This is a genomic window from Bradyrhizobium cosmicum (genome assembly GCF_032290525.1).
GTDB classification, from domain to species: domain Bacteria; phylum Pseudomonadota; class Alphaproteobacteria; order Rhizobiales; family Xanthobacteraceae; genus Bradyrhizobium; species Bradyrhizobium cosmicum_A.
On sequence record NZ_JASXTA010000006.1, the window covers coordinates 101,190 to 122,659 of the forward strand.

Here is a 21,470-nt window from a genome sequence, read left to right on the forward strand (position 1 = left end):
TACTAAAGTCGCAAGTGCAGCAATTTGCGTTGGCTTGTCGCGGCTTGCAACCCTAGCATGGGCTTCAACGGCGCGGGGTGGGGGCCTCCGGGACTTCGCGAGCTTGTGAGCGGGCGGGAACCGCCGGATTCGCGAGGAATTCGGCTCCAGCTCGGGGGTTATCGTTCCAGCGTCAAGCAGGCACGGCTTTCCACGCGGGCCGCCTGCCGCAACATGCGTGGGGAGGAAGACCATGTGGAATCAAGTCTACGACCCGCTGCACAGTCCCGTGCTGTCGACCATTGCAGCGGCGGTGCCGGTCGTCACGCTGCTGGTCCTGATCGCGAGCGGGCGCGTCCAGGCTCATATCGCAGCCATCATCGCCGTGATCGTCGCGAACCTGATCACGATCTTCGTCTTCACCATGCCGGCCAACATGTCGATCCGCGCCTCGGTGCTCGGCATCGTCACCGGCTTCTTCCCGATCGGCTGGATCGTTCTCAACGTCATCTTCCTCTACCAGGTGACGGTGACCACCGGGCGTTTCGAATTGCTCAAGCGCGCGGTCGGCGGCGTCACCGAGGACCGGCGGCTGCAATTGCTGCTGATCGCATTCTCGTTCGGCGCGTTCTTCGAGGGCGCTTCGGGCTTCGGCACCCCGGTGGCCATCACCGGCGCGGTGCTGATCGGGCTCGGCTTCTCGCCGCTCGCAGCCTCGGGCCTGTCGCTGATCGCCAACACCGCACCGGTCGCCTATGGCGCGCTGGGCACGCCGATCCAGGGCCTTGCCTCGGTCACCGGGCTCGATCCCTACATTCTCGGCGCGATGGTCGGCCGGCAGTTGCCGGTATTCTCGCTGATCGTGCCGTTCTGGGTGGTGTGGGCATTCGCGGGCTGGAGGGGCATGAAGGACGTCTGGCCGGCGATCCTCGTCACCGGCGTCTCGTTCGCGGTCCCGCAATTCGTGATCTCGAACTACATCAATCCCTGGATCGTCGACATCGGGGCCTCGCTGATCTCGATGGGTGCGCTGATCCTGTTCCTGAAGGTCTGGCAGCCCAGGCAGCTCTGGCTGTCGCCGGCGTTGCGCGGCAACGATGAATCGGCCGCCACCATGGCCGCGGCAAAGCCGCTCGACAAGACGCCGCTGACGCAGAGCGAGCTGTTCAGCGCGCTGCTGCCGTGGATCATCGTCTGCATCGTGATGCTGATCTGGGGCAACGGCGCCTTCAAGACCTGGGCAAATTCGATCTTCACCTGGAACTATCCCGTTCCCGAGCTGCACCAGATGATCAACAAGATGCCGCCGGTCGCGCCAGGGCCGACCAAGGAGAATGCGGTGTTCGGCTTCACCTATCTCTCGTTCACCGGCACGGGCATGCTGATCGCGGCGATCATCTCCGGCTTCCTGATGGGCGTCGGTCCCGGCAGGCTCCTGACGCAGTACGGCCGCACCATCCGGCTGTGCGCGATCTCGCTGATCACGATCTCGGCGATGCTCGCAATCGGCACGCTGACGCGGCTGTCCGGCGTCGACGCGACGCTCGGTTTGGCGTTCGCCGCAACCGGCGTGCTCTATCCCTTCTTCGGCACGTTGCTCGGCTGGTTGGGTGTGGCGCTGACGGGATCGGACACCGCCTCCAACGTGCTGTTCGGGAATCTGCAGAAGATCACCTCCGAGCAGCTCGGCCTGTCGCCGATCCTGATGGGCGCGGCGAACTCGTCCGGCGGCGTCATGGGCAAGATGATCGACGCACAATCGATCGTGGTCGCCTCCACCGCCACCAACTGGTACGGCCATGAGGGCACCATCCTGCGCTTCGTGTTCTGGCACTCGATCGTGCTGGCCTGTCTCGTCGGCGTGCTCGTGACGTTGCAGGCCTATGTCTGGCCGTTCACGGCGATGGTCCTGAAGTAGCAGGCCCGGCTTCGACGCAAATCCCCGCAGGGCTTGCCCCTGCGGGGATTTTTGCGCCCCGGAAGGGGCAATCTTCTCAATGGCGCCGCCGTCTTGTAGAAGGTGCGGCAAATCAGGTCGGTCGAGAGGTCTCATGGTTTCGCTGAAGCAGATGGTATGTGCGGCGGTCGCAACCCTCGCGATGTCGACGCTCGCGCGTGCCGAGGACGGTTTCCCCTTCGGCACCGAGATGACGCTGGAAGCGCTGCCGCAGCCGGGCTCGAAGCGGATTCCGAACATCGAGATCGGCGACAATGGCCAAGTGGTGCTGGAGCTCTGGTGCAAGGGCGGCAAGGGCCAGTTCTCGGTGGCCGGCAACACCGTGATCTTCGTCCCCGGCCAGATCCAGGACCGTTCCTGCCCGCCGGCAAGGGCACAGGCCGACGACGAACTCGTCGCAGCCCTTGGCAGCGTCGAAACCTGGAAGCGCCAGGGCGACGTGCTCACGCTGATCGGCCCCAAGCCGCTGCGGTTTCGCGTCAACGGAAATTAGCCGTCGCTCACGTTCTCTCGTGTCCCGGACAAGGCGCAGTGCGTGAGCGCTGCGACGCGGAGCCGGGACCCAGATTCTATCCGCAATCGAGCTTGTAGCTTCTGGGCCCCGGCTCGGCAGCGCATCACTGACGCGCTGTGCCTTGTCCGGGGGCAAGATGCTCGACCTATTTCCACACCGACTTGTCCGCGTCCCAGCGCTGGCCCTTCAGCTCCTTGACGAGCGCCTCGATCGAACCGTTGTCGTCGGGCTGGTCGCCTTCCTCGTCGGCGGTCGCGTCGTCGGACAGGTTGAGCTTGGCGCCGCTGCTCTCGTCGGCGGTGGTGGTTGCCGGGCTACCGATCCAGAGCATCAGCTTGTCGGTCGCGCCGGGCTTGTCGGGCGAGATCAGACCCGCGACCTCGATCGTGTCGGTGAGCTGGAGCGCCGGGAAATCCTGGTTCGGCCGTTTGAACACCAGCTTGAGCTTGCCGGTGGCCGGGTTGAAGCTGTGCGAGGCCGGCTTGGCCGCCAGCGTCCTGCTCAGAACGTTGGAGACGGCGGTCGCGAGCTTGTCGCGGTTGAGCTTGTCGCCGTCGCGCCAGTCGGCGGCAGCAAAGCGGATGGTGCGGTCCATCTCGGTCATGCCCGCGGTCCAGCCCGCGGCGGTGACGCCGGGCATCGCCCTGAATTTGGCGAGCAGAGCGCCGGCGCGCTCCGGATCGACCGACATGTTGATGGTTTGCTCGCCCGCGCGTAGCGCGTCGCAGCCGGCCGTGAGGCTCGCCAGCATCACCTCGACCTCCTGGCCCCTCAGGCTCTTCAGGAAGTCGGTCGCCGCATCGAGCTTGACCTTGACCGCGATCGCTTCCGGCGAGACGTCGGTGAAATCCTTCGGCTGCGGCGTGATGCCGTCGTCGGAGGTCTGGTTGTCCTGAAACTCTTTTTCGCTGAGATCGGAATTGTCGGGCGAGGTGACCTCGGTCACCGTCTGGCCGATCGCGATCTGGCCGCGGAATTCGAAATTGTCCCCGGACTGTTTGCGCAGCAGCTTGACGCTGACCGGCGATTTCTCGCCGATGCTTTGTGTCGTGCCCGTCAGGTTCTGGCCCGCGACCTGGAGATTGACGACGAAGCGGTCCTTGCGGTCGGAATTCTTCGCGACGGGATAGCAGACGTCGAGCACGGCGGCCGTCACCGTCTTGCCCTGCCGCGTCTCCTTCAGGATCACGTCGGCATTGCCGTCCATCAACCCGTCGATCGAGGTGAAGTAGCGTATCTCCGGCCCGCCGGGGGCGGTGGCCTTGGGCGACAGCTTCATCTGGGCGGATGCGACCTCGGGCGAGACGGCGAGCAAGGCCGCCAAAAGGGCTGTCGAACAAACCAGAAGCGCGCGCATCGACGAAATCCTCGGGGAATTAGAATCGGCGCCACCGTAGTGGGTTTTGGCCCTCGGTTGAATCGGAAAGCAGCGGGGCAGGGTCGACAAAAAGAAGGCCGCCCGGAGGCGGCCTTCGCAACACTGTAACGGAACGGAGGCTTTAGAAGCCGCCCATGCCGCCCCCGGCGGGCATCGCCGCCGCCGCTTCCTTCTTCGGCGCCTCGGCGACCATGGCCTCGGTGGTCACCAGCAGGCCGGCGATCGAGGCGGCGTCCTGGAGCGCGGCGCGGACCACCTTGGCGGGATCGATGATGCCCTTTTCGATCATGTCGACATAGTCCTCGGTCTGGGCGTCGAAGCCGAAGGTATCGGACTTGTTCTCCAGGATCTTGCCAACGACGATCGAGCCTTCGACGCCCGCGTTCTCGGAGATCTGGCGGATCGGGGCTTCCAGCGCCTTCAGCACGATGTTGATGCCGGCCTGAACGTCGGCATTGGCGTTGGTGAGACGGCCCACCGCCTTCTTGGCGCGGAGCAGCGTCACACCGCCGCCGGGGACGATGCCCTCCTGCACGGCGGCGCGGGTGGCGTTGAGCGCGTCCTCGACGCGGTCCTTCTTCTCCTTGACCTCGATCTCGGTCGCGCCGCCGACGCGGATCACCGCGACGCCGCCGGCCAGCTTGGCGAGGCGCTCCTGGAGCTTCTCACGGTCGTAGTCCGAGGTGGTCTCCTCGATCTGCGCCTTGAGCTGGCCGACGCGGGCCTCGATCTCGGGCTTCTTGCCGGCGCCCTTGACGATCGTGGTGTTTTCCTTGTCGATCACCACCTTGCCCGCGCGTCCCAGCATCTTCACCGTGACGTTCTCGAGCTTGATACCGAGCTCTTCGGAGATGAGCTGGCCGCCGGTGAGGATCGCGAGGTCCTCCAGCATGGCCTTGCGGCGGTCGCCGAAGCCCGGCGCCTTGACGGCGGCGACCTTGAGGCCGCCACGGAGGCGGTTGACGACCAGGGTGGCCAGCGCCTCGCCCTCGACGTCCTCGGCGATGATGACGAGCGGCTTGCCCGACTGCACCACGGCTTCGAGCACCGGCAGCATGGCCTGGAGGCCCGAGAGCTTCTTCTCGTGCAGGAGGATGTAGGCGTCCTCGAGCTCGGCGGTCATCTTCTCGGCATTGGTGACGAAGTACGGCGACAGATAGCCGCGGTCGAACTTCATGCCCTCGACGATATCGACCTCGGTGTCGAGCGACTTGTTCTCCTCGACGGTGATGACGCCCTCATTGCCGACCTTCTGCATCGCCTGTGCGATCATCTTGCCGATGGCGGCATCGCCGTTGGCCGAGATGGTGCCGACCTGGGCGACCTCGGAGGAGGCGGCGACCGGCTTGGCGCGCTTCTCGATGTCCTTGACGACGGCGGCAACCGCGAAGTCGATGCCGCGCTTGAGGTCCATCGGGTTCATGCCGGCGGCAACCGCCTTGGCGCCTTCGCGCACGATCGCCTGGGCCAGCACGGTCGCGGTGGTGGTGCCGTCGCCGGCGAGGTCGTTGGTCTTGGAGGCGACCTCACGCACCATCTGGGCGCCCATGTTCTCGAACTTGTCCTCGAGCTCGATCTCCTTGGCGACGGTGACGCCGTCCTTGGTGATGCGGGGAGCGCCGAACGACTTCTCGATGAGGACGTTGCGGCCCTTCGGGCCGAGCGTCACCTTGACGGCGTTGGCGAGAATATCGACGCCGCGCAGCATGCGTTCGCGCGCGTCTCCGGAGAATTTGACGTCTTTGGCAGCCATGGTCTGCAATCCCTCGTGGTTCGTGATGTGTCTTGTTTCGTGATGTGGCCGGCGGAATGATCGATGCCCGGATCACGCGATCCGGGCATGACATTCAGCGGCCGTTCAGGCAGGTGGCCTTAGGCCAGCACGCCCATGATGTCCGACTCCTTCATGATCAGGAGCTCATCGTTGTCGATCTTGATCTCGGTGCCCGACCATTTGCCGAACAGCACACGGTCGCCGACCTTGAGGTCGATCGGGATCAGCTTGCCGGCTTCGTCGCGGCCGCCGGGGCCGACGGCGACGACCTCGCCCTGGGACGGCTTTTCCTTGGCGGTGTCCGGAATGATAATGCCGCCCTTGGTCTTTTCCTCGGCGTCGATACGTTTGACCACGACGCGGTCATGCAGCGGACGAAATTTGGATTTAGCCATGACGTTTCCCTTTGGAGGCTCGCTTCGGAAGTAGTGGAAGTGGGTGGGGCGGCGCTTCCGTCAACCCTGTTTCCGAGGATCGAACGGCGCCCTTAGCAATCGGGCTTTCCGAGTGCTAATAGTGCGTCCGGAAATATGGCTTGGCTGCGATCCTGTCAAGCAATGGTGGTTAAGCGATTGGTGAGGCGGATATAGGATGGTGGCATTGGAAACTCGTTCGGGGCGCCGGCGTATCAAAGGACGTCATTGCTCCAGCGGCGGTTTTGCGCTTGGCTGCGAGAGGGGTGCGGCCATGGTCTTGTTCGGGGGAATGCCATGATCAGTTCAGCTCACGCGCGCACGGTCGCCAATCTGGCGGCCGCCTCTTGCCTGGCGCTGCTGCTGGGCGCCTGCGGCGGCGGCATGAGCCTGCCGTCCTTCTCGTCGTCTTCGCCGCCGCCCGAGGCCGAGCCCGGCACCGGTCCGGAGATGCCGGCGACCATCCGCGCCGACGAGATCGTCGGCCGCTGGGGTCTCGCCTCGTTCCAGAATCCGGCCGACCGTGCCCGTACCGAGGCCGCGGCCCGCGCCCAGTGCAAGAATCCCTACGTGATCACCGCCGGTTCCTCCGGCGGCGTGATCATGCACCTCGCCGACCAGGCGACGCCGCAGGAGTTGCGGCTGAAGGGCTCGCCGAGCGGCAAGAACTACATCGGACCGGCCGGCCCGACGCCGGGCGAGCAGGACCGCGAGATCGTCTCCTTCGACGGCCGCGTCCTGATCACCCGCTTCATCGACAAGGACGCCGGCACCCGCTACGGCAACATGGTCTACGTCCGCTGCGCGCCAAGGGCGTGATTTTCTCGGTCGTTCCGGGGCACGCGAAGCGTGAACCCGGAACCTCGAGATTCTCCGGTGCCCAATTGCGCACCATAGTTCGATGCTGGTGCATCGCCCGGAATGACGGCTTGAGGTAATCCCAACACAAAAAACGCCGGCTCGCGCCGGCGTTTTGTTTTTCCGTATTGTAGCGTTGGCTCAGTCGAACAGCGCGTCGATGTCGTCCTGCGAGGCGTGGCCGACGTCGCCGGCAAGCTTGGGGCCGTTGAGGAGCTTCTCGTCCTCGGTGCGGGTGTCGGCCGGCGCGGGCACATGGGCCTTGATCGCGTCGACACCGCCCCAGATCTCCATCATCGCATTGATGTGCTGCTCGATGAACTTCATCGTGCCCATGACCTTGCTGATGCGCTGGCCGGTCAGGTCCTGGAAGTTGCAGGCTTCGAAAATCGAGATGACGCGTTCCTGGATGTCGTCGGCGAGCCGCTTCTGCTGATCGGCCGATTGCACCTTGGACATCGCGCTGGCCGCCTGGTCGATCGCCTCGGCGGCTTCGAGGATCTGCTGGGTCGCCTGCTCGGTACCGCCGACGACCGCGCCGAGCTCGCCATTGACCTTGGCCATTTCGCCGCCGTCGAAGCTCTTGCCGTGCAGCGTCGCGATTTCGCGCTTGGTGCGGTCGATGGCGTCGTGGATGAGGTCGAGCTCGACCTTCAGCTTTTCGCACTGCTCGATCTGCGCCCGGTAGGTCTCGAGCATCGTGCGTGCGTCGGAAAGCTCCTGCGTCGTGGAAGCGTCGATCGCGGCCAAGGCGGCGCTGCCGGACAGCGGGGCAGCGGGGACCTTCGCCATCTGTGCGCGGATCGCACGCAGCTCGGCCATGATCTCGCTGTGCATCGGCGCAGCCTCCTCAATCATTTCGGGGCTGGGCATCTCGCCGACAATAGCCTCTTCGACACGAAAACGTTTGCGGTGAATAGCCATCAGAAACTCCCCCCACCTCACTCACGCGTCTTTGTAGGCAGAAGCGATTTAACACGAAGTTCACAGCAGGAACGGTTGTGCGGCCCGGCGCGACGGCGTGAAAGGAAGCGATTAACCATGCCTGCGCGGCGTTCATCGAAAATAAACGCTGATCGCCAAATTGCCGCTCGCTCGCGACGTGGTGAATCGAAACACCGTTTCCGTTTACCAAACAAAACGGCTTTTGCTCTTTATTGACCACGTCGCGGATCGTCGATCAGCCATCGGCTCCTCGCGACGCATGTGATCTAGACGAAACAGTACAGAGTACGTCGATGTTCAAGAAAATGTCTCTCGCGCTGCTCGGCAGCGCTTGCACCTTCATTGCCGGCGCGAACAGCGCCAGCGCCTTCGACAATAGCGTGCCGAACGATCCGCCCGCGGTGCTCTACCAGCCGCAGGTGCCGCCGGCGCCGGTGCGTGTCGCCTCGAATGCGAACATGGGCGGCGGCTTCATCGAGTTTCTGTTCGGCGACGGTCCGGGCCGGGGCCCGGCCTACGCTCCGCAGCAACCGGTCTATCAGCAGCAGCCTGGCTATTACGATCAGCGCCGCCTGCCGCCGATGGGCGAGCCGCAAGTCCAGGGAGCGATTCAGCAAGAGGCGATCGATCCGCGGCAGCGTCAATTCGATCCGAAATTCGAGAAACAACTTGTTGACTACAGCGGCAAGGAAAGCGCCGGCACGATCGTGGTCGATACGCCGAACAAGTTCCTCTATCTCGTCGAAGGCAACGGCCGGGCAATGCGCTACGGCATCGGCGTCGGCCGTCCCGGCTTCACCTGGTCGGGCGTGAAGTCGATTACGGCCAAGCGCGAATGGCCGGACTGGACGCCGCCGGCGGAAATGATCGCACGCCGCCCCGATTTGCCAAGGCACATGGAGGGCGGCCCGGAAAATCCGCTCGGCGCCCGCGCGATGTATCTGGGCTCGACGCTCTACCGCATCCACGGCTCCAACGAGCCCTGGACCATCGGCACCAACGTCTCCTCTGGCTGCATCCGCATGCGCAACGAGGACGTCATCGACCTCTATGGCCGGGTCAACGTCGGCACCAGGGTCGTGGTGATGTAATCGGCCGTTTTCCCCCTTTCTCGCAACGGGAGAGGGGGAACGCCGCATCTGACCGAATTGAAGCCGAGTGTTGCCCGCGCGCTATGGACGCGATTCCGGGCGGCTGCCATAAGCCTGCGCAACATGATGACCCGCAAAGCAGTATGCGGAACCCATCGAGTTGCTAACCAATTATGAACCTGTCGCTGTCTATTTGAACTAATCGGGCAGAGTACAGGGGAACGAGGACCATGGCAGACCGCGGCGCACTCAAGCTGGTCGGATTTATCTTCGCTACGGCGACGCTGGCAGTGATGCTGGTGGCCGGCATGGTGGTGAAGGGCTATGCCGACGGCGCCTACACCCTGGAAGCCTCGAGCATCGACGCGAGCCGTTAACGGCTCGTTAACTCCGCGGGGCCGCGACGCGGCCTCCGCTCAGCGGCTATAGACGAACGCCAGCACCGCGATCGCAACCGCCAGCAATCCCACGAAGCGCAGCATGATCGTGCCGAATTGATTCGGCGCGGGCCGCAGCGGGATCGGGTCCGTATTGTCGGGCCGAATGCTTTCCATCTGAAATGTCCCCAGGCCCGGCCGTGGCTGCACGGGCGCTTGGCGTTAGTCGCCTCGGGAAAGCGGAAAGTTCAAAGGCGAGCCACACCCCTCGCTGTCATGCCCCGGCTTGACCAGGGCATCCAGTACGCCGCGGCGTCTCGACTCCAGCCTCGCGGTCTCTGGAATACTGGATCACCCGCTTTCGCGGATGATGACACCTGCGTTGAGGAGGCTGCGTGCGCAGACGCGCACTCACCCCCACGAATCAAAACCGCCGCGCTCCGTGCGGAACGCGGCGGCCGGTGATGCTTGAAACCAGCGATCAGCTGTTGCGCAGGCCGTCGGCGGCGCGCTTCCACTGCGCGACGTTGTCGGCGATCATGCGGGTGGACTTCATCGCGGCCTGGCTGAGCTGGGCGTAGCCGGAGATCTCGCGCTGGACGCGCTGGCCTTCGGCATGGAGCAGGTCGCGCAGGCTCTCGAGCTCGGAGATCAGATTCTCGATCTCGGCGAGCGAGGTGCCGGCGACGCGCTGGATCAGCGAGTTGACGTTGGTGACGGTGGCTTCCGCGCTCGGATCGAGCGGCGGCGCGTCGGTGGTCGGCGCCGCCGGCCGGCGCAGATAGGCGATGTCGTTGCGGACGAAGTCACGGATGCCGGCTTCGACTTCGGTCACGGCGGCGAGGTTGGTGTCGACCGTCTCGGTCTCGGTGGTCTCGGTCTTTTCGGGACGCATGGCGTTCATCGTTATTCCCCTGTTCCGTTGAGCGCAGCGCGAGTGTCCCCCGCACGACGACGTCTGTAAGGCGGTCTGTATCAGGGCGCCCGATTTTGACCGCAACGGGGCCGAGATGCGGCAGGGGCGGACCATTCGGCGGTTTTGCCGTGGCGTATGGTTAGGAGAGTATGAAGGCTGGCTGGGGATGGGATGCGCGGCTCGGTCGGTGGTCGACCCCTTCGTCCCGCTCGCGGGGAGAGGCGAAAGACTCACCAGCTCTTCTTGAAGCCCGCGGTCAGGCTCTTGTTGATCGCGCCCTGCGAGGTCTCGCCGACCGAGCCGGAGACCGTGACATTGTCGAACAGTTTCTGCTCGGCGCCGACCTTGCGCAGCCATTTGTCGTCGGTGGTCGACAGCGTCTGGCCGGCGGTGACGCTGGTGCCGGTCTCGGTGAGGGTGACCTTGGCGGTCTGGTCGGTCTGGTAATTGCGCGTGATGTGGCCGCCGATGCCGGGGACGGCGGTGGTGCCCTGCTGGTTGACGCTGTAGCCGTTCTGGAGCGTCAGCGACGTATCCTTCGACAGCGGCACCGACTTGATCAGGGACGCCCCGATCTTGCTCTGCTCGGCGCCGGGATCGACGCGGGCTTCCACCGCGGTCCTGTCCCAGATCGAGCCCGCGCCCGGCGCGGTCGCCGCCGCCCAGGCGCTGCCGGAGGATTGCGGCAGGCTGCCGCCATTGGTGGCCTTTTGTGCCAACAGCTCGGACATGGTCCGCGGCTCGCTCGTCACCGTCATGTCGGCGCCAATGCGGGCGTCCCAGAACGACGACACCGACTGCTTCACCGTCACCGCCGAGGAGCCGTTGGCGTTGGTGTTCGTCGACCAGTCCAGGCCGTCCTTGCCTGCGGCCTTGGCGCGCTTCCTGGCGGCCGCGATGTCGTTGCCGGTACCGGCATCGACCGCGAGCTGGCTCCAGTCGAGCTTGTCGACGTCGATGCCCTTGAGCACGTCGGGGTCGTTGACGTCGGGGGTCGCCTCGGCGGTCTCCGCGGCCTCGGCCTCATCGTCGGGCGCAGCCGCGGCGGGGGAGAAGGGCGGAATGATCTGCGCCGAGACCGTCAGAACCGAGCCCAAAATGAATGCCGCCGCGACCGCCGGCAACTTGGTCCAGCCAAAACCTGTCGAGAATTCCATCGTCCTGCCCACGAACCCCAGCACATGCGTGCCGCCAATATAAAGCGGCCTTTGGTGATGACCATGTGCCATTCGGTCCGTTCAAGCCATGGTGATCTATCGTTGCGAAATTGTGGCGGCTCGCCCGGAATAACGAACCAACGGGCCGCGCGAAAGGCGCGCGCCCGGCGACGAGCGTCGCCACGACGGCATCCGGCGGGGCTGGAGGCCAGGACGTGTCGCGGAGAGCATCAGTCATCGGTCCCGACAAGCGGGGCCCGTTGGTGTCCCTTCAGCCGACGCCGGTCATCTTTGGCAGATGAATGGCGCGGCCGAGTGCCTGCTCGACCAGATCGAACGTGTCTAGCAGTACGCGCATGCTGATCAGCTTGCCCGCCTTGAACTGGGCGAACTGCGCGACCCGCAAGCTGATCGGCTTGTCGGAATCCAGCGCGGTGAGCGAATAGCGCAGCATCGAGGCGGCGGAATCGACGCCCAGCATGATGCTCTCGCGGTCGAAGCGGCGGACGCGGAAATTGTCGGCGAGCTGGCGGATGACGTCGAGCACGGCGTCCTTGCCCTGGCGCGAACCGAGGAACGGAAACATGTCGATCGGGCCGTAGATGGCCCATTCGACGTCCTCGTCGATCAGGGCCTCGATATCCTCGAAATGCCGGTCGTTCACCGCGCGGTGCAACGCGCGCGAGAAACGCCAGAGGCTGTGCTCTGTCATTTTGGGGCGTCCTGAAACTGGCTTGCAAGAACGGAAAACTGCCCCCTGCACGGCAATGTGCCAGGGGCGTCCAACTCATTCGTATACAAACAAAGTAGGGGATTTCTGCCAAAACGCAATTCACGTTTTCGCAATGCACAATTGACCGCTCTTTGTGAGATTTACAATAGAATTCCGTATTTTCCCGGTCTCTACCTCCGCCTCTCCCCCAGGGCGAGGAGAGGGCACGAGCCGGCCGCCGGACCGCGTGACCCATCTCACATCACCCCTGTCCCGACGCCGCTATCGTCATCCGCATGTCATCAGGGAGACGTGCCATGGCTGCCACGATCGCCGCGAGAAAGTCCCGCCTGCGCAACGCGCTCGAAGGCCTCGCGCTGACCGCGATCCTCCAGAGCTTCCCGACCTTCGCCGCCGCCGCCTTCCTGCTCAAGCTCGCCGGCAACCACGACCTCTCCGGCGACCCCGGCGTCGCCATCTTCGTCGCCATCGCCTCGCTCGGACACGCGCTGCTCGCCGTGACCCTCGGCCCGAGCTTCCCGGCCGTCTTCAAGACCGTCTACGAACCGAAATTCTTCGAGGCCCATCTGTCGCTATCCAACAAGATCACCGCATGGCGCACCCAGCCGGTCGCCTCGCTCCAGCTCGTGACCATCGTGCTGCTGCTGTCGGTGATGGCCGTGGTGACGGCGAGCGTGGCGTGAGGGGGCTCTCTCTGCCGTCATTCCGGAGCGCCGCAACTTGTTCGCCGAAGCTCGAAGAGCGAAGGCGGAAGCGCGAGCCCGGAATCCATAGCCACGCCTCACGCGGATGATGCCGCCTACCTCTTCTTCCACCCCCCGCGCCGTCCCGGCATCCCGCCCGTCGACTTCGGCGCCGGCCCGAACTCCGGCCCTGACTGCCTTGAATCCGTCGGCTGGATGATCCGGCTCTCGCCGCCGAACGGCTTTGACGGCAGTGCGCGGTCCCCCCGATACGGTAGGGACTCCGGGCCGTGCATCTCGTCGAGATGCGGCTTGTGGATTCGCGAGCCCTTGCTGCCGCTCGCCTTGAGCGCAGTCGCGGCGCTCTTGTTCTTCATCGCGCTGACCGGCAAGTTCGCGGCGTCGCCGTATTTCTTGCTGCCGGCATAGGCACCGGCCTTGCCCTGCACTGTGCGCTGCTTGACGGTGGGGTCGTCGACCACCGCGAGCTCGGTGGCGCGCAGGCGCTTGACCTCGTCGCGCAGGCGGGCGGCTTCCTCGAAGTTCAGATCGGCGGCGGCCTCGCGCATCCTTGTTTCGAGGTCGGCCAGCACGGCCTCGAAATTGTGGCCGATCGAGATGACGTCGTCGGTCATGTCGTGGCCGCCGACCTCGATCAGCACGTGGTCGCGCTCGTAGACGGAGTTGAGGATGTCGCCGATCTGCTTCTTCACGCTCTCCGGCGTGATGCCGTTGGCGGTGTTGTACTCGACCTGCTTCTCGCGGCGGCGGTTGGTCTCGGCGATGGCGCGCTCCATCGAGCCCGTCATCTGGTCGGCATAGAGGATCACCTTGCCATCGACGTTGCGCGCGGCGCGGCCGATGGTCTGGATCAGCGAGGTCTCGCTGCGCAAAAAGCCTTCCTTGTCGGCGTCGAGGATCGCGACCAGCGCGCATTCGGGGATGTCGAGGCCTTCGCGCAAAAGATTGATGCCGACCAGCGCGTCGAAGGCGCCGAGGCGGAGATCCCGGATGATCTCGATGCGCTCGATGGTGTCGATGTCACTGTGCATGTAGCGGACGCGAATGCCCTGCTCGTGCAGATATTCGGTGAGATCCTCCGCCATCCGTTTGGTCAGCACCGTGATCAGCGAGCGATAGCCCGCCTGCGCGGTGGCGCGGACCTCGCCGACGAGATCGTCGACCTGGGTGCGGGCAGGGCGGATGTCGACGGGCGGATCGATCAGGCCGGTGGGACGAATGACCTGCTCGACGAACACGCCGCCGCTCTCGTTCAGCTCCCAGCCGCTCGGGGTCGCCGACACCGCGATCGTCTGCGGCCGCATCATGTCCCATTCCTCGAAGCGGAGCGGGCGGTTGTCCATGCAGGAGGGCAGGCGGAAGCCGTATTCCGCCAGCGTCGCCTTGCGGCGGAAGTCGCCTTTGAACATGGCCCCGATTTGGGGGACGGTGACGTGGCTCTCGTCGGCGAACACCAGCGCGTTGTCGGGCACGTATTCGAACAGCGTCGGCGGCGGCTCGCCGGGGAGGCGCCCGGTGAGATAGCGCGAATAGTTCTCGATGCCGGCGCAGCTTCCGGTCGCCTCCATCATCTCGAGATCGAAGGTGGTGCGCTGCTCCAGCCGCTGCGCCTCCAAGAGGCGGCCCTGGTTGTGGAGCTGGTCGAGCCGCTGTTTCAGCTCCGATTTGATCGACTTGATCGCCTGCACCAGCGTCGGACGCGGCGTCACATAGTGCGAGTTGGCGTACATCTTGATGAATTCGAGCTCGTCCTGCTTGTGGCCGGTGAGCGGATCGAACTCCTCGATGGACTCGATGGTGTCGCCGAACAGATTCACGCGCCAGGCGCGGTCTTCATAATGTGCCGGGAAGATGTCGATGACGTCGCCGCGCACCCGGAAGGTGCCGCGGGTGAAATCGGCCTGGGTGCGCTTGTACTGGAGGGCGACGAGGTCGGCGATGAGCTGGCGCTGGTCGATGCGCTCGCCCTTCTTCAGGGCAAACGTCATCGCGGTGTAGGTTTCGACCGAGCCGATACCGTAGATGCAGGACACCGAGGCAACGATGATGACGTCGTCGCGTTCGAGCAGCGCGCGCGTCGCCGAGTGGCGCATGCGGTCGATCTGCTCGTTGATGGACGAGTCCTTCTCGATATAGGTGTCGGTGCGGGGGACATAGGCCTCCGGCTGGTAATAGTCGTAATAGCTGACGAAATACTCGACCGCGTTGTCCGGAAAGAAGCTCTTGAACTCGCCATAGAGCTGGGCGGCGAGCGTCTTGTTCGGCGCCAGGATGATGGCGGGCCGCTGCGTCGCCTCGATCACCTTGGCCATGGTGTAGGTCTTGCCGGAACCGGTGACCCCGAGCAGCACCTGCGAACGGTCGTTGCGGTTGATGCCCTCGACCAGCTCGGCGATCGCAGTCGGCTGGTCGCCGCGCGGCTCGTAGTGCGACTTGATCTCGAAGCGCACGCCGCCTTCGGACTTTTCCGGGCGCGGCGGCCGGTGCGGAGTCCACACCTTGGTGGAGCCGTCGTTCTTGCGGAACTCCGGCCTGCCCTCGCGGATCAGCGATTCCAGCGCGTCGGCGGTCGCCTTGACGCCGAGCGCCTCCATCTTGGAACGCGGCGGACGCGCCAGCGCTTCGGCGTCATCCTCCTCGGTGGGAAAGCCGAGCTGCCGGGCCAGTTCCGGATCGAGCGTCGGGATCGTGGCCGCGGTGCCGTAATTGGCCTGCGGTGCCTCGTCAAAACCTTCAGTCGACGTGCGCGCCCCCGGCGGCTGCGGGTTCGGCCGCAGCGGCATCGGTTTGGCGTTATCCTGCGGAAACTCCTTCGGCGTCGAGGCGCGCGCCCGATGCGCGGCGGCCTCGCCCCCGGCGCGGCGATCGCGCGAATTGTCCGGCGGCGGCTGCAGGCCGGTGCCCGATCCAAGCCCGGCATCGCCGCGATTGATCGCGGGATTGAGCAGCTCGGCCAGCGCCGGCCCGATCGGCTGCACGTCGGGGCGTGATGCCTTGGAATTTGGCGCCTTCGGGTTCGAGGTCTTGGATTTGGAGGATTTCGGGGGAGCAGGTTTCTTCGCCATGGGACGAATATGGGACGAGTCCGCCCCTCAGAAAAGGGCGAAGCTACGTCCCTGCGCAGGCTGCTGACAGCAGGTTGGCAGCAGCCTTGGATCGTGCCTTGGGATCACGCCGCCGGCGGCGAGGTCTCGTCGTCCTCGCTCGCCTGATACGGCTTGAGGATGTCGAGATGGATGCCGCCGCAATCGGTGCAGCGCATGGTCCAGTACTCGCATCCGGCACGGCCACTGATCACGCGGAGCACGGTGAGATCGCCGTCGCATTCCGGGCAGTTGGACAGCACAGCGCGGGCGTAGATCCGGCGCGGCGTGCCTTCGAATTCGATGACGGACATGACCGGTTCCCCCTCTTAAGCTGCGCCGTCCCTTGGCTCGCCCGCAGTCCGGCTTATTCGTCGTCGCTCTCGTCCGCCCGCCGGCGGAAGCGATCGATGTGGTGCTTGGCATCGGCGATCGCGGCGTCAGGATCGGGCCAGGCGAAGCCGACTTCCATGGCCGGAAACAGCACGCCGTCGATGGCAACCGGGCTGAAATCGGCGCGCCGGATGCGGGCGTGCCACAGCCCCTTGCCAGCTTCGAAGGATTCGATGTCAAAGCCGTCGTAAAGGGTCGTCATTGGTAGTCCCCAAATGCTCTCTTGTCGGAGGGTTAGAGGACCACGTTTGCTGTTTTTGAGATGTGAAGCCGTTCACAAGCGGCCGGCTTTTTCACCCGAAAGGGTGATGGTCAGCCCCGGCCGGCGGCGCGCCCGGCCCGCCGCGGCCGGGCCGCGGGTTCCGCCGCCGCGCGCATGATCCAGCGGCGGAACGCAGCAAAATCGCGCTGTTCGGTCTGGAAGCTGCGATAGAGCAGGTACCAGCGCATGCCCTTGGGCACGGAGAGGTCGAACGGCGCCACCAGCCGGCCTGCGGCGAGATCGTCGTCGATATAGGGCCGGATGCCCATGGCGATGCCGAGTCCGTCGGCGGCGGCCTGGAGCGCCTGGCCGTAGAACTGGAACTCCGGCCCGCGCGGATGAATGCGGGTGAGGCTCGCGGCCTTCAGCCAGATCGGCCAGTCCTCCTGCGAATGTTCGACGCGGATCAGGCTCGGCCCCTTGAGGTCAGCCGGCCGCTTCAGCGACGCAGCGAGGCGGGGCACGCAGACCGGGGTGAGGTCGCCGGCGAACAGCGGCTCGGCCACCAGCCCCGGCCAATCGCCGGTGCCAAGCTTGATGCCGCAGCTCCAGTCCTCGCCGAACGGCACCGACGCGCCGCCGGTGGTGAAGCGCACCTCGATGTCGGGCTCCTCGCTGCGAAATTCCGACAGCCGCGGGATCAGCCAGCGCATCGCAAACGTATGTCCGACGCCGATGGTGAGCACGCGGACGCCGGAGGGCGCCGTCACCTGCGCGGTGAGGCTCGCCAGCGCGTCGAAGATCGGCGTCAGCCCGCCTTGATAGGCGCGCCCGGCCTGCGTCAGCACCAGCCGGTTGGCCTTGCGCTCGAACAGCGCGACGCCGAGCCGCTCTTCCAGCAGATGCACCATGCGGCTGACGGCGGCCGCCGACACGCTCAGCTCGAGCCCGGCCGCAGCAAAGCTGCCGGTCCGCGCCGCCGCCTCGAATGCCTTGATGCCGTTGAGAAACAGCAGCCGCCGCAAATGCCCGACCCTCAGGAAAGCTGATGCCAGGGCAAGATAACTCAGTTTGCAGGGGAGGAGCAAGCGGGCCAGAATTTGCAGCGTCAATCCAGGCTGATTTGTTGAAGGGCGGGCGCGGCTTCTTCGCCTCTCCCCTGCTTGCGGGGCGAGGGGGAATGAGCAGTCTGCGTCCCTTATCGCCCTTACAGGAGACCCCGTGACGCCCATCATGATCGCTGCCCTTGGATTGCTGATGGTCGGCACCGCGTTCCTGTCGGGGCTGTTCGGCATGGCGGGCGGGCTGATCCTGATCGGCGTGCTGCTGGCGCTGATGCCGCTGCCGACCGCGATGGTGCTGCATGCGATCACGCAGATGGCCTCGAACGGCTGGCGTGCGTTCCTCTGGCGCGCGCATATCCGCTGGCGGCCGGTCGCGAACTATATGGTCGGCGCTGCCGTCGCGCTCGCGGCCTGGTCGCTCACCCGCTACGTGCCGGACAAGCCGATGGCGCTGCTGCTGCTCGGCATCACCCCGTTCATGGCGCGGCTGCTGCCGTCGAACATCAAGCCGGATCCCGATCGTCTCTGGCAGGGCACGGTCTATGGCACGATCTGTATGGGCCTGATGCTGATGACCGGCGTATCGGGCCCGCTGCTCGATACCTTCTTCCTCGGCGGCGACTTCGGCCGGCGCGAGAAGGTGGCGACGAAAGCGATGTGCCAGCTCGTCAGTCACTTCACCAAGCTGATCTATTTCGGCGGCATCATCGACCAGGCGGCGAGCCTCGATCCCGTGCTCGCCGGCGTCGCGATTCTCACCTCGATGCTCGGCACCACGCTGGCGCGGCGCATCCTCGAGGCCATGACCGACCAGCAATTCATCGCCTGGTCCAACAAGCTGATCACCACCATCGCCTGCTACTACATCGCCTATGGCGGCTGGCTGCTGGTTCGAACCCCGGTGCTGGCCGCCTTCGACAAGGGAGGTTTGCAATGAGCGATAACGCCGACCCGCTGGTGCTGGATTTCGTCGAATGGGTCGCGCGCGAGCCACGCGCCTATGCCGAAGTGATCGCGACCTGGAAGACGTCGTGTCCGCGCCTCACCATCTGGGAAGACGCCACTGAGCGCGGCTACGTCGCCCGCGAGACGATCGCCGGTCTCGGCCTGGTCATCGCGGTGACGGAAGGCGGTGAACGGCTGCTGCGCACGAACGGCCGGTAGCAGCCACCTCTGCCTCCACATCGTCGTTGCGGGCGCAAGCGAAGCAATCCAGAATGTATCCGCAGCGGCAGACTGGATTGTGTCGCTGCGCTCGCAATGACGGAACACCATCCATGTCGCTCAAACTGTTCGAACTCGTCGGCACCGATGCCTCGCGCCCCTTCAGCCCCTATTGCTGGCGCACGCGCATGGCGCTGGCGCATAAGGGGTTATCCGCAGAATCGCTGCCCTGGCGCTTCACCGAGAAGAGCGCGCTCGCGCCGCACGGCTCGGAGAAGGTTCCGGTGCTCCTGCATCACGACAAGCCCGTAGTCGATTCCTGGGCGATTGCGAACTATCTCGAAGACAATTTTCCGGGCCAGCCGTCGCTGTTCGGCGGTGAGGGCGGCCGTGCCATGGCGCGCATGATCAATTCGTGGGGCGACATCGCCATCGTCGGCGGCATCTTTCCGCTGATCATTGCCGACATCCCGAAGAATCTGGGCGAGGTCGATGCCGCCTATTTCCGCCAGTCGCGCGAGGCGCGCTTTGGCGGCAAGACGCTGGAAGAGGTGATGGCGAGCCGCGACACCGGCGTGATCGCGTTCCGCAAGTCGCTCGAGGTGATGCGGCAGACGTTGAAGAGGCAACCCTTCATCGGTGGCAGCACGCCGAACTATGCCGACTACATCGTGTTCGGCGGGTTTCAGTGGGCGCGCGTGACGAGCCCGTTCAGGCTGCTGGAAGCCGATGATCCGGTTTATGCCTGGCGCGAGAAGCTGCTCGATGCGTTCGATGGCATGGCGCGGACCTCGCCGGGACACGCGGTGTAGCTTCGTAAGGTGGGCAAAGGCGCAAAGCGCCGTGCCCACCATCTCCCCACACACGCAAAATGGTGGCCACGCTTCGCTTTGCCCACCCTACGATACGGCCTGCGCCGCCGCTTTCCTTAAACACTCCCGGCACAAACAATCCTCGCCCTTCACCGGCATCGGCAGCCGCGCGGTCTCTTCCGCGCACCAGCAATTGCCCGAGAGGTCGCAGCCGAACTCGGCGCCGCAGCGGGAGCAGGTGAGGCTGCGCGCTTGCTGTAGCGGAAATTCTTTCGGATTTGTCATGATCTGTGCGGAAGCTTCGCCGTCATTTTCATGTCGGGTTCATCAGTTGCTGCGGTATATTATGCGACGCACGCAAGCTCGGAAAGCGCTTCAGGACGGCGAAGGACAGATCGATGGCCCGCGATTCGCAAGCCGCCCTCGTTGCGCTCAACCGTTTCGGCTTCGGGGCGCGCGGCGGGGCATCCGGCGATCTCGTCAACGCAGCCTCCGATCCTCGCGGCTTCGTGAAGGCGGAACTCGCCCGCCCCAGCGGTGTGCTGCTGGAGGCGCCGGGCCTGCAATCGACGCCGCAGCTCGGCCAGGCCGTGTTCGCCTATCAGGACCAGATCAAGCAGGCACGCGAGGCTGCGAAGGCCGCAGCGCCCGCTGAAGCGTCGCAGCCGGCGCCAGCCGATCAGAAGCCGGGCTTGCGCCGCAATCTTTCGCTGAATGCGGTCGCCACCGAGATCGCCGGCCAGATGAGTGGTGCGAAGCCGGCGGACGACGCGCCGAAGCCGGACACGATGCAGCCGGGCGCGTCTGCGCCGCCTGCCGCAAAGCCCGCCCCGCAGCCGCTCAATGTCATCCAGAAGACGTTTCGCGCCGAGGCGCTGGCGCGGTTGCAGCGCGCGACGCTGGTCGAGTGCGGCTTCACCGAGCGCCTCGTCGTGTTCTGGTCCAACCATTTCTGTATCTCCGCCAGCAAGGGCGAGCTGGCGCGGATCTGGGCCGGCGCGTTCGAGCGCGAGGCGATCCGCCCGCATGTGCTCGGGCGCTTTTCCGACATGCTCAAAGCGGTCGAGCAGCATCCGGCGATGCTGTTCTTTCTCGACAACCAGCAATCGCTCGGACCGGATTCGCGCGCCGGGCAAAACCGCAAGCGCGGGCTGAACGAAAATCTCGCGCGCGAGATCATGGAGCTGCATACGCTCGGCGTCGGCGGCGGATACACGCAGGAGGACGTCACCTCGCTGGCGCGCATCATCACCGGCTGGACCTTTGCCGGCCGGCAAGGGCAGTTAGGGGCGCCCGGCTCCTTCGTGTTCAACGCCAATGCGCACCAGCCGGGACCGCAGACTCTGCTCGGCAAGACCTATGAGGCAACGGGCCTTGCGCAGGGCGAAGCCGCGCTCGCCGACATCGCGCGCCATCCCTCGACCGCGAATTTCGTCGCGACGAAGTTCGTCCGCCATTTCGTCGCCGACGAACCGCCGCCGGCGCTGGTGGCCCGGTTGCGTGACGTCTTCGTCAAGACCGACGGCGATCTCAAGGCGCTCGCGACGGCGCTGGTCGATTCCGACGAGGCATGGAAAGCGCCGCTGACGAAGATGCGCTCGCCTTACGAATTCCTGGTCGCGAGCGGCCGGCTGCTCGCGCGCGTGCCCGAGGATCCCGGCTTCTATCTGAACAACCTCAACCTGCTCGGCCAACCGCTGTGGTCGCCGGCGGGACCGAACGGTTTCCCGGATAGCAGCGCCGCATGGGCCGCGCCCGAAGGCATCAAGCTGCGGCTCGACATTGCCGCGCAAATGGGCGCGCGGCTCGGCAACAACATCGACCCGCTCGACTTGCTCGAATTCGCTGCCGCGGATGCGGCGTCGATTGAAACGCGCAAGACCATCGAGCGCGCGGAATCGCGGCAGCAGGCCCTGGCGCTGCTGTTGATGTCGCCGGAACTACAGAGGAGATGAT

At 65.2% G+C, this 21,470-nt stretch carries 23 protein-coding genes; 10 read left to right on the plus strand and 13 right to left on the minus strand.

Annotated elements, in window-relative coordinates; translation table 11 throughout:
- The first annotated feature begins 232 nt into the window (after positions 1–232).
- Both QSV46_RS13120 and QSV46_RS13125 read left to right on the plus strand, forming a co-directional pair.
- On the plus strand, positions 233–1,897 hold the full coding sequence (locus tag QSV46_RS13120; RefSeq protein WP_314951318.1) for an L-lactate permease: 1,665 nt from the start codon (positions 233–235) through the stop codon (positions 1,895–1,897).
- Between the two features lie 133 nt (positions 1,898–2,030).
- Positions 2,031–2,429 (plus strand): META domain-containing protein, encoded by a 399-nt coding sequence (locus tag QSV46_RS13125; protein WP_314951321.1) that lies wholly within the window; start codon positions 2,031–2,033, stop codon positions 2,427–2,429.
- Between the two features lie 166 nt (positions 2,430–2,595).
- Here QSV46_RS13125 and QSV46_RS13130 read toward each other — a convergent pair whose 3' ends face one another.
- The 3 genes from QSV46_RS13130 to groES all read right to left on the minus strand — a co-directional run bounded on the left by QSV46_RS13130 (position 2,596) and on the right by groES (position 5,997).
- Positions 2,596–3,807, minus strand: a complete 1,212-nt coding sequence (locus tag QSV46_RS13130) for a hypothetical protein (RefSeq protein WP_314951323.1) — start codon at positions 3,805–3,807, stop codon at positions 2,596–2,598.
- Between the two features lie 142 nt (positions 3,808–3,949).
- The gene (gene groL, locus QSV46_RS13135; protein WP_314951326.1) at positions 3,950–5,581 is read right to left on the minus strand and encodes a chaperonin GroEL; all 1,632 of its coding nucleotides are present in this window, start codon (positions 5,579–5,581) and stop codon (positions 3,950–3,952) included.
- A 119-nt stretch (positions 5,582–5,700) separates the two neighbouring features.
- Positions 5,701–5,997, minus strand: a complete 297-nt coding sequence (groES, locus tag QSV46_RS13140) for a co-chaperone GroES (protein ID WP_314951327.1) — start codon at positions 5,995–5,997, stop codon at positions 5,701–5,703.
- 315 nt (positions 5,998–6,312) lie between these two features.
- Between groES and QSV46_RS13145 the strand changes: the two genes are divergently transcribed.
- The gene (locus QSV46_RS13145) at positions 6,313–6,834 is read left to right on the plus strand and encodes a hypothetical protein (protein WP_314951328.1); all 522 of its coding nucleotides are present in this window, start codon (positions 6,313–6,315) and stop codon (positions 6,832–6,834) included.
- A gap of 180 nt (positions 6,835–7,014) precedes the next feature.
- Here the strand turns inward: QSV46_RS13145 and QSV46_RS13150 are convergent, their stop codons facing one another.
- Positions 7,015–7,797, minus strand: coding sequence for a protein phosphatase CheZ (locus tag QSV46_RS13150; RefSeq protein WP_314951331.1), 783 nt, complete (start codon positions 7,795–7,797; stop codon positions 7,015–7,017).
- A 314-nt stretch (positions 7,798–8,111) separates the two neighbouring features.
- On the opposite strand from QSV46_RS13150, the gene QSV46_RS13155 reads away from it, so the two are divergent.
- The gene (locus tag QSV46_RS13155; protein WP_314951334.1) at positions 8,112–8,909 is read left to right on the plus strand and encodes a L,D-transpeptidase; all 798 of its coding nucleotides are present in this window, start codon (positions 8,112–8,114) and stop codon (positions 8,907–8,909) included.
- A 230-nt stretch (positions 8,910–9,139) separates the two neighbouring features.
- The gene (locus QSV46_RS13160; protein WP_314951336.1) at positions 9,140–9,286 is read left to right on the plus strand and encodes a hypothetical protein; all 147 of its coding nucleotides are present in this window, start codon (positions 9,140–9,142) and stop codon (positions 9,284–9,286) included.
- A gap of 39 nt (positions 9,287–9,325) precedes the next feature.
- Here QSV46_RS13160 and QSV46_RS13165 read toward each other — a convergent pair whose 3' ends face one another.
- The 4 genes from QSV46_RS13165 to QSV46_RS13180 form a co-directional block, all read right to left on the minus strand.
- Complete coding sequence (locus QSV46_RS13165) at positions 9,326–9,463, minus strand: hypothetical protein (RefSeq protein WP_014492018.1); 138 nt, start codon at positions 9,461–9,463, stop codon at positions 9,326–9,328.
- A gap of 304 nt (positions 9,464–9,767) precedes the next feature.
- Complete coding sequence (locus tag QSV46_RS13170) at positions 9,768–10,190, minus strand: hypothetical protein (RefSeq protein ID WP_314951345.1); 423 nt, start codon at positions 10,188–10,190, stop codon at positions 9,768–9,770.
- Between the two features lie 242 nt (positions 10,191–10,432).
- Positions 10,433–11,359, minus strand: a complete 927-nt coding sequence (locus tag QSV46_RS13175) for a hypothetical protein (RefSeq protein WP_314951348.1) — start codon at positions 11,357–11,359, stop codon at positions 10,433–10,435.
- A gap of 271 nt (positions 11,360–11,630) precedes the next feature.
- A complete protein-coding gene (locus QSV46_RS13180) occupies positions 11,631–12,071 on the minus strand; it encodes a nuclear transport factor 2 family protein (protein WP_314951351.1) in 441 nt (146 codons plus the stop codon).
- A 317-nt stretch (positions 12,072–12,388) separates the two neighbouring features.
- Between QSV46_RS13180 and QSV46_RS13185 the strand changes: the two genes are divergently transcribed.
- Positions 12,389–12,775, plus strand: coding sequence for a hypothetical protein (locus tag QSV46_RS13185; protein WP_314951353.1), 387 nt, complete (start codon positions 12,389–12,391; stop codon positions 12,773–12,775).
- A 116-nt stretch (positions 12,776–12,891) separates the two neighbouring features.
- Here QSV46_RS13185 and uvrB read toward each other — a convergent pair whose 3' ends face one another.
- The 4 genes from uvrB to QSV46_RS13205 all read right to left on the minus strand — a co-directional run bounded on the left by uvrB (position 12,892) and on the right by QSV46_RS13205 (position 17,499).
- Positions 12,892–15,861 (minus strand): excinuclease ABC subunit UvrB, encoded by a 2,970-nt coding sequence (gene uvrB / locus QSV46_RS13190; RefSeq protein WP_314951356.1) that lies wholly within the window; start codon positions 15,859–15,861, stop codon positions 12,892–12,894.
- Between the two features lie 104 nt (positions 15,862–15,965).
- Complete coding sequence (locus tag QSV46_RS13195) at positions 15,966–16,193, minus strand: hypothetical protein (protein WP_314951359.1); 228 nt, start codon at positions 16,191–16,193, stop codon at positions 15,966–15,968.
- A gap of 53 nt (positions 16,194–16,246) precedes the next feature.
- The gene (locus tag QSV46_RS13200; RefSeq protein ID WP_314951362.1) at positions 16,247–16,474 is read right to left on the minus strand and encodes a hypothetical protein; all 228 of its coding nucleotides are present in this window, start codon (positions 16,472–16,474) and stop codon (positions 16,247–16,249) included.
- A gap of 110 nt (positions 16,475–16,584) precedes the next feature.
- The gene (locus tag QSV46_RS13205; protein WP_314951364.1) at positions 16,585–17,499 is read right to left on the minus strand and encodes a LysR substrate-binding domain-containing protein; all 915 of its coding nucleotides are present in this window, start codon (positions 17,497–17,499) and stop codon (positions 16,585–16,587) included.
- A gap of 196 nt (positions 17,500–17,695) precedes the next feature.
- On the opposite strand from QSV46_RS13205, the gene QSV46_RS13210 reads away from it, so the two are divergent.
- From QSV46_RS13210 to QSV46_RS13220, 3 genes are all read left to right on the plus strand, one after another.
- On the plus strand, positions 17,696–18,475 hold the full coding sequence (locus QSV46_RS13210; protein WP_314951367.1) for a sulfite exporter TauE/SafE family protein: 780 nt from the start codon (positions 17,696–17,698) through the stop codon (positions 18,473–18,475).
- Positions 18,472–18,702, plus strand: coding sequence for a hypothetical protein (locus tag QSV46_RS13215; RefSeq protein ID WP_314951370.1), 231 nt, complete (start codon positions 18,472–18,474; stop codon positions 18,700–18,702). The genes QSV46_RS13210 and QSV46_RS13215 overlap by 4 nt, the downstream gene beginning before the upstream one ends.
- 113 nt (positions 18,703–18,815) lie before the next feature.
- Positions 18,816–19,514, plus strand: a complete 699-nt coding sequence (locus QSV46_RS13220) for a glutathione S-transferase family protein (protein ID WP_314951371.1) — start codon at positions 18,816–18,818, stop codon at positions 19,512–19,514.
- A gap of 87 nt (positions 19,515–19,601) precedes the next feature.
- Here the strand turns inward: QSV46_RS13220 and QSV46_RS13225 are convergent, their stop codons facing one another.
- Complete coding sequence (locus tag QSV46_RS13225) at positions 19,602–19,799, minus strand: cysteine-rich CWC family protein (RefSeq protein WP_314951374.1); 198 nt, start codon at positions 19,797–19,799, stop codon at positions 19,602–19,604.
- Between the two features lie 113 nt (positions 19,800–19,912).
- Here QSV46_RS13225 and QSV46_RS13230 point away from each other — a divergent pair, with 113 nt between their 5' ends.
- On the plus strand, positions 19,913–21,469 hold the full coding sequence (locus QSV46_RS13230; protein WP_314951376.1) for a DUF1800 domain-containing protein: 1,557 nt from the start codon (positions 19,913–19,915) through the stop codon (positions 21,467–21,469).
- Position 21,470: the final 1 nt, after the last annotated feature.